At 31.9% G+C, this 6,975-nt stretch carries 3 protein-coding genes; all 3 read left to right on the top strand.

The genetic code is table 11. The features are described 5' to 3' along the window. Nucleotides 1–380 precede the first annotated feature (380 nt). A complete protein-coding gene (locus I2E98_RS13180) occupies nucleotides 381–3,455 on the top strand; it encodes an alpha-amylase family glycosyl hydrolase (protein WP_243251143.1) in 3,075 nt (1,024 codons plus the stop codon). Nucleotides 3,456–3,473: 18 nt separating this feature from the next. Then, complete coding sequence (locus I2E98_RS13175) at nucleotides 3,474–5,105, top strand: triple tyrosine motif-containing protein (protein WP_195469357.1); 1,632 nt, start codon at nucleotides 3,474–3,476, stop codon at nucleotides 5,103–5,105. A 46-nt stretch (nucleotides 5,106–5,151) separates the two neighbouring features. Further along, a partial coding sequence (locus tag I2E98_RS13170) for an alpha-amylase family glycosyl hydrolase (protein ID WP_243251140.1) occupies nucleotides 5,152–6,975 on the top strand: 1,824 nt, incomplete at its 3' end.

Raw genomic sequence — 6,975 nt, 5'->3', positions numbered from 1 at the left:
CTACTATTAGCTCTATGCTTTTTGGCATACTATAAATTAAATTCCCGAAGGGAGCGTGGCGAAAGCCACTTTTTTTATAAAAGGATTATTATAAGAAAATATAAAAATTATAATCCAACATATAAGAAAATTGCATTGTAATAATAACATATAACAAAAATATAAAAGCTGCACATTTTGTGTAGCTTTTATATTTTTGTTATATAAAAAAGTCAATGAAAATTTTGGATAATTTCACGAAAATATATAAACTATAATTTTTGTAAAAACATACAAATATAGGAAATTATATTGTTATATGTAAAAATATGTTATATATTTAAAGTATGTAACTAATATAGTTACATAAATAGCAAAAAAATAAATAGGGGGGGAGATGTTTGAAAAGGAAAAAGTTTAATCGAATAATAGTCGGAGCATTAATTTCTACTATTATTTCAAGTAGCTTTGTAACAGGGGCTACAACAAGAACCGTATCTTTTAATACTAGCTATTTAAATCGTTACGAAGAAATTGGAAACGTTTTAAAAGTTGATATGGATGAGAATGGTCAGGTAACATACTCTACAACAAGTAACCTTGATAAAAGTACAGATTCTCAAGAAGAAAGAAAATTTTCTTGGGATAATGCAACAGTTTATTTTGTTTTAACAGACCGTTTTAGTAATGGTGATACTAGCAATGACTATTCCTATGGAAGAGGGTTAGACCAAAATGGAAATGTACAAGAAGGATACGAAAATAATCCAGGTGGTTTTCATGGTGGAGATTTAAAAGGATTAACACAAAAATTAGAAGAAGGTTATTTTACTGATTTAGGTGTTAATGCAATATGGTTAACGGCACCATATGAACAAATACATGGATTTACGTCAGGAAATGCAGCAGGAGGAAATGGACAAGATAATGGAGAAGGATTTCCTTATTATTCTTACCATGGATATTGGACTTTAGATTACACTAATATCGATGAGAACATGGGTACAGAAGAAGATTTCAGAAACTTTGTTGATACAGCTCACGAACAAGGTATCAGAGTTGTTATGGATATAGTTTTAAACCATGTAGGTTATACAACTATGAAAGATGCTGATGAATATGGATTCGGTAGTATGAAAGATGGTTGGGAAGATTATTACTATGGAGACTTAAGTGATTTAGATGGTGGATCAGTTGAATCAAATACTTGGTATAACAAAGACGATCCTACATGGGCAACTAATTGGTGGGGAAACGATTTTGTAAGAGTTTCAGCAGGTTATGCAGGATATGAATCATATAGTGATGGTGGTGGATACACAAATCCACTTTCTGGATTACCTGATATAAAAACTGAAATCACACAAGAAGTTGAATTACCAGCAATACTTGAAACAAAGTGGAAAAGAGAAGGTAGATATGAAGAAGAAATGGCAGAGCTAGATGAATTCTTTACAAATAGAAATCTACCTAGGACTCCAAGAAATTATGTAATAAAATGGTTAACAGACTATATTAGAGATTATGGTATTGATGGATTTAGATGTGACACAGCAAATCATGTAGAAATGGAAGGTTGGGCAGCTCTAAATGAAGAAGCTGATATAGCATTTGAAGAATATAAAGCAAATAATCCAGATAAAGTGTTAGATGCAGAGACAGATTTCTGGACAACAGGAGAATCTTGGGGGCATGGAGTTACTAAATCAGCATTCTTTACATCAGGTGGATTTAGCTCAATTATTAACTTTTCATTTAAAGGAGCATCTACTTCAAACTTAAAATCAAAATATAACGAGTTAGCAAAAGTTAATAAAGATGATGAGTTCAATGTATTAAGTTATATTTCATCTCATGATGATACACTATATGATAGAAATAACTTAATTGATGGAGGAACATCATTACTATTAGCACCAGGTGCAGTACAAATTTTCTATGGTGATGAAACTGCAAGACCATTAGGTTGGACAGATTTCTTTACAAAGGGAGAATATAAAGATCAAATGTATCGTACATCTATGAATTGGAGTGATTTAACAAACTCAAATAGCCAAGCTTCTAAAACTTTAGCTCACTGGCAAAAGCTTGGACAATTCAGAAATAATCACTTAGCAGTAGGTGCAGGAGAGAATATAGATATAGCAGATTCTCCATATACATTTGGAAGAATTTACAACAAGGATGGAGATAGCGATAGAGTTGTTTGTGTTGTTGGTGCATCAGGAACTGTAGATGTAGATGTTTCAAAGGTATTTAGCAATGGAAGTAAAGTAAGAGATGCTTATACTGGAGCAATAACAACAGTTAAAGATGGTAAAGCAACATTTACTGCAGATTCTAATGGAGTAATATTAATAGAAAAAGGTGATAAATCACCAGATGTTAGTATTAGTGAACAATCAAAAAAATACTGGACAGATACTTTAGAATTAAAGCTTTATGTAAGTAATTCAGAAGTAGGAAGATACAGTATTAATGGCGTTGAACAAGGAACTTATACTAATGGTCAAACAATTACTATTGGTGAAGGTGTAGATTTTGATGAAACAACAGAAGTAACTGTTTATGCTAAAAACTTAGATGGTGAATCAGAAGCAACTTATACTTACACTAAAGTAGATGCTAGTAAGATAAAAGTTAAAGTAAATTATGATAATCCAAATAATTGGGCAAATCCATATGTATATATCTATAGAGATGTTGATGGTGTAGTAGAAGAAGTAGCACCATGGCCAGGGGTTAAGTTAGAAAAAGATAGTGATGGATGGTATAGCTATACTCAACCACTTTGGGAAAGTGCAAAAGTTATATTTAGTAACGCTGGTGGTAGCCAAAATCCAGGACAAGGTCAAGATGGTTATAATGTTACAGATGAAATGTGGTATTACAAAGGAACTTGGTATACTACAAATCCATTAGGACCAACTATAAATAGTCTTTCAACAGATAAAAAATCTCCACAAGGTATAAATGAAATTATTGAAGTTTCAGCATATGCAACAGGAAGTGGAACTCTTCAATATAAGTTTGAAGTTGAAAAAGATGGCAATTCTACGGTAATAAAGGATTACTCTACTAATAATACTACTACATGGATACCAACTGAAATAGGTAATTATAAAATAAAAGTTACTGTAAAAGATTCTAATGGAATGACTAGTCAAAAGACAGTTTCATTTGTAATTGAAAAAGGAAAACTTATTATTAATGATGTTAACACAAATAAGGCAGAAGGTAAGGTTGGAGAAGCTTTAGAAATAACAACTAATGCAAGTGGATTAGGAGAACTTCAATATAAAGTTTCTACACATGAAATTAAGGAAGGATGGAAAAACTTAACTTCAAAATATAGTACTGAAAATGTAACTCAATGGACTCCAGATAAAGCAGGAACTTATAAAATTTGGGTTGATGTTAAAGACGAAGACGGTAATAAAGAATCAAAATATATTACTATCAAAGTAACAAAGTAGCTTTAAAAGGAGGTAAATATGAAATCAATTTATAAAAGATATTCATCTATAGTTGCAGCTACAATTATAGGAACTAGTATATTTAGTGCACCGGTTACTACTTCAGCACAAGAGGTTACATTATTAAGTGAAAGACTATATACCTTAAATTTAAGGTCTAGCAGTAGTGCAGGTAAATATTCAACAAATGCTACTGGAGTAGGACAATATAAAACAATAAATAGTTTTAGTGACTGGACAGAAGATATGATAATCGCTCAAGGTGTTGCAAATGATGATGCACGTATATTTAGAGGGTCACATGAGGGACCGGTATATGACACATATGCATTATATGGTGCTTGGGATGATAATAATTTATATTTAATGTGGCAATTTGTTAATGTTACAGATGTAGTTGATCCAGCACAAGGTTATCCTATTAGTGATAATGGTAAGCCTTGGAATGGAGATATACCACAAATATTAGCATTTAGCATTGATCCAAATAAGAGTGGTGATGGTTCAGCAAAGAGTACAGATAGTAAAACTGGAGTAGTAAATTATTCAGATAATGTTTGGGGTATTAGAGTTAACTATGAAACTTCAGTAGATACATTGATGTATTTTTCAAGTAAACCAGGTGTTGGACAACCAGCTATCTTTAAAGTAGATGATGATGGATATTTTAGTTATGACACAGCAGTTGGATTTAATGATGCTGGAGTATCATTTAAATATCAAGATGGATTCTTAGGCTCAGAAATGATTGGAATTAACAGTAATGGATGGGCTGGATATAAACCAGAAGATCTATACAATGAGTCTTCAAATTGGGTTAATATGTTAGAACAAGGACATGATACTAAGCAAGATACTATGTATTCTATGACAATTCCATTAGAATCATTAGGAATTGATAGAGATTATATTGAAAACAATGGTATTGGAGTTATGCATATTTCTACTTTTGGACAATCAGGTACAGCATCTATACCATTTGATAAATCAATGTTGGATGTAGCAACTGAGGAATATAGCTCTGATTCATCAACTTCAGCAGAAAAAGAAGATTATGATGTTATTACTACTTCTTTAGCTAGAATAGGAAAATTAGAGCCAAGTACTGTTAAAGTTAATGAAGTTACTGCATCAAAAGAATCACCACAAGTTGCTGGAACTTCAATAGATTTAACTGCAAAGGCTGAAGGGGAGGGAACTTTATCTTATAAGTATGAAGTTAATTCAGAAGTTGTAAGAGATTTCTCTAAAAGTAATAAGTTTACTTGGGTTCCTACTGAAGCAGGAGAATATACTATTAAAGTTACAGTTAAAGATTCAAATGGAGGAACTGCAAGTAAATCATTGAACTATACTATTACAAAAAAGTCTGAAGTATCTTTAGAAATAAAGGATATAACGGTTGACAAAGAAACTGGAACTGTAGGCTCAGCAGTGAAAATAACAACAACAACTGAAGGTACAGGAGAAATTCTATATTCAGTATCAATTCATGAAATTACAGAAGGGTGGAAAACAATAGATAAGAATTCTATTTCAAATACAACTCAATGGACACCAAGTAAAGCTGGAAGATATAAAATTTGGGTTGATGCTAAGGATTCTAACAATAATAAGGTATCAATGTGTATAGATTACACAGTAAAGTAATAGAGGGTATTGAGTTACTATAGAAATATAATGTGGAGGGAATAAAATGAATAATAAAAAGAAGTTTACTAGTTTCTTTATTGCATTAGTATTTACTTTAAGTTTACTATTTAATAATTTTACTGGATTAATAAGTACAGCTGATGTAGCAGTAGCAGAAACAAAAGTAGCAGTTAATGCAATTGATGATGGGGCAATATTACATGCTTGGAATTGGTCTTTAAATACAATAAGAGAAAATTTACCTGCAATTAAAGCAGCTGGATATAAAGCAGTTCAAACTTCACCATTGCAAGGAACTAAGGAAAACTCAATGCAGGAAGAGTATTGGTGGTTATTATATCAACCAACAAACTTTAAGATTGGTAACGCACAATTAGGATCAAGAGATGACTTAAAAAGTTTATGTGAAGAAGCAGAGAAATATGGAATAAAAATAATAGTTGATGTTATTTTTAATCATACTGCTAATGCCGGTAGTGGAGATCAACAAATTGTACCATCTCAAGCTGTTGATCCAGAAATATTAAATGATTCAAGTATGTGGCATACTCCATTCTTTGTAAACAATTGGAATAGTAGATATGAAGTAACTCAAGGAGGTATAAGTTTACCAGACTTAAATACTTCTAATAAAAAATTACAAAATATGATAGTTGATTTTTTAAATGATGCAGTCGATTGTGGTGTAGATGGATTTAGAATTGATACTGCTAAGCATATTGAATTACCAAATGATAATCCAGGAAGTGACTTCTGGCCATATGTATTGGGAAATGTAAAAAATAGAGATCAGCTATTTATCTATGGAGAAGTTTTACAAGGTGGAGCAGATAATTATGCAGGTTATTTACCTTATATGAATTTAACAACTAGTTATTATGGAGAAAAAGTTAGAGAAGCAGTTGGATTTAAAGATGCTAATAATACTAATGTTGGATATAGCGTAGCTTCAGCACAAAACTACCAAGTACCAGCAGGAACTAATCCAGTACAATTAGTAACTTGGGTTGAGTCACATGATACTTATAATGATATAAATGATAGCTTAAAGACAAGAAAGTTGACAGATTATCAAATAAAAATGGCATGGGCAATTATTGGAAGCCGTGCACAATCTGCACCATTATTCTTTAATAGACCAGCAGGTAGTAGCCCAAGCAATGCATTACCAGGTAATATGGGAGATGCAGGAAATGATATGTGGAAGGATCAAATAGTAGTAGCAACAAATAACTTCCGTAATGCAATGGCTGGAGAATCAGAATATTTAAGAACTCAAGGTAATGAAGTAATGATGGTTGAACGTGGAACTAAAGGAATGATGATAGTTAATTTAGGCGGAAGTAAAACTATTAATTCAGATACTAATTTACCAGATGGACAATATAAAGATAGCTTTGGTGGAAAGACATTTACAGTTTCTAATGGAAAAATTACAGGGCAAATAGATGGTGGAACAATAGCAGTTATAGAAACTGAGCCAGTTCCAGTTGATCCAGTAGTTAAAAGTTCAGCTGCAACAGGAACCCAATTTGTTGATTCATTAAATGTAACATTAACTGCGAAGAATACAACAAAAGCAACTTATTCAATTAATGGAGGAGCTGAAACAACTTATACAGATGGTCAAAGTATAACATTAGGAAAAGATGCAAAGATAGGTGATACAGTAACTTTAACATTAACAGGAAAAGGTGAAGATGGTACAACTGTTACTGAAACTTATAAATATAAAAAAGTAGAAAAAATTGAAAATTCAACTGCAAGAATTAAATTGCCAAGTGGTTGGTCAAGTGCAAATGTTTATGTATATGATGAAAGTGGAAGCACAGTAAAAGAACTTGCAGCATGGCCAGGTGTAGCAATG

It is taken from the genome of Clostridium sp. D43t1_170807_H7 (assembly GCF_015555905.1).
Lineage (GTDB): Bacteria > Bacillota > Clostridia > Clostridiales > Clostridiaceae > Clostridium.
The sequence above is the reverse complement of the archived record's forward strand: the minus strand, read 5'-3'. Positions and strand labels throughout refer to the sequence as shown.

What these genes read in the sequence shown, in the direction of transcription:
- I2E98_RS13175 (WP_195469357.1), top strand. Translation starts at nt 3,474, where the DNA reads ATGAAATCAATTTATAAAAGATATTCATCTATAGTTGCAGCTACAATT.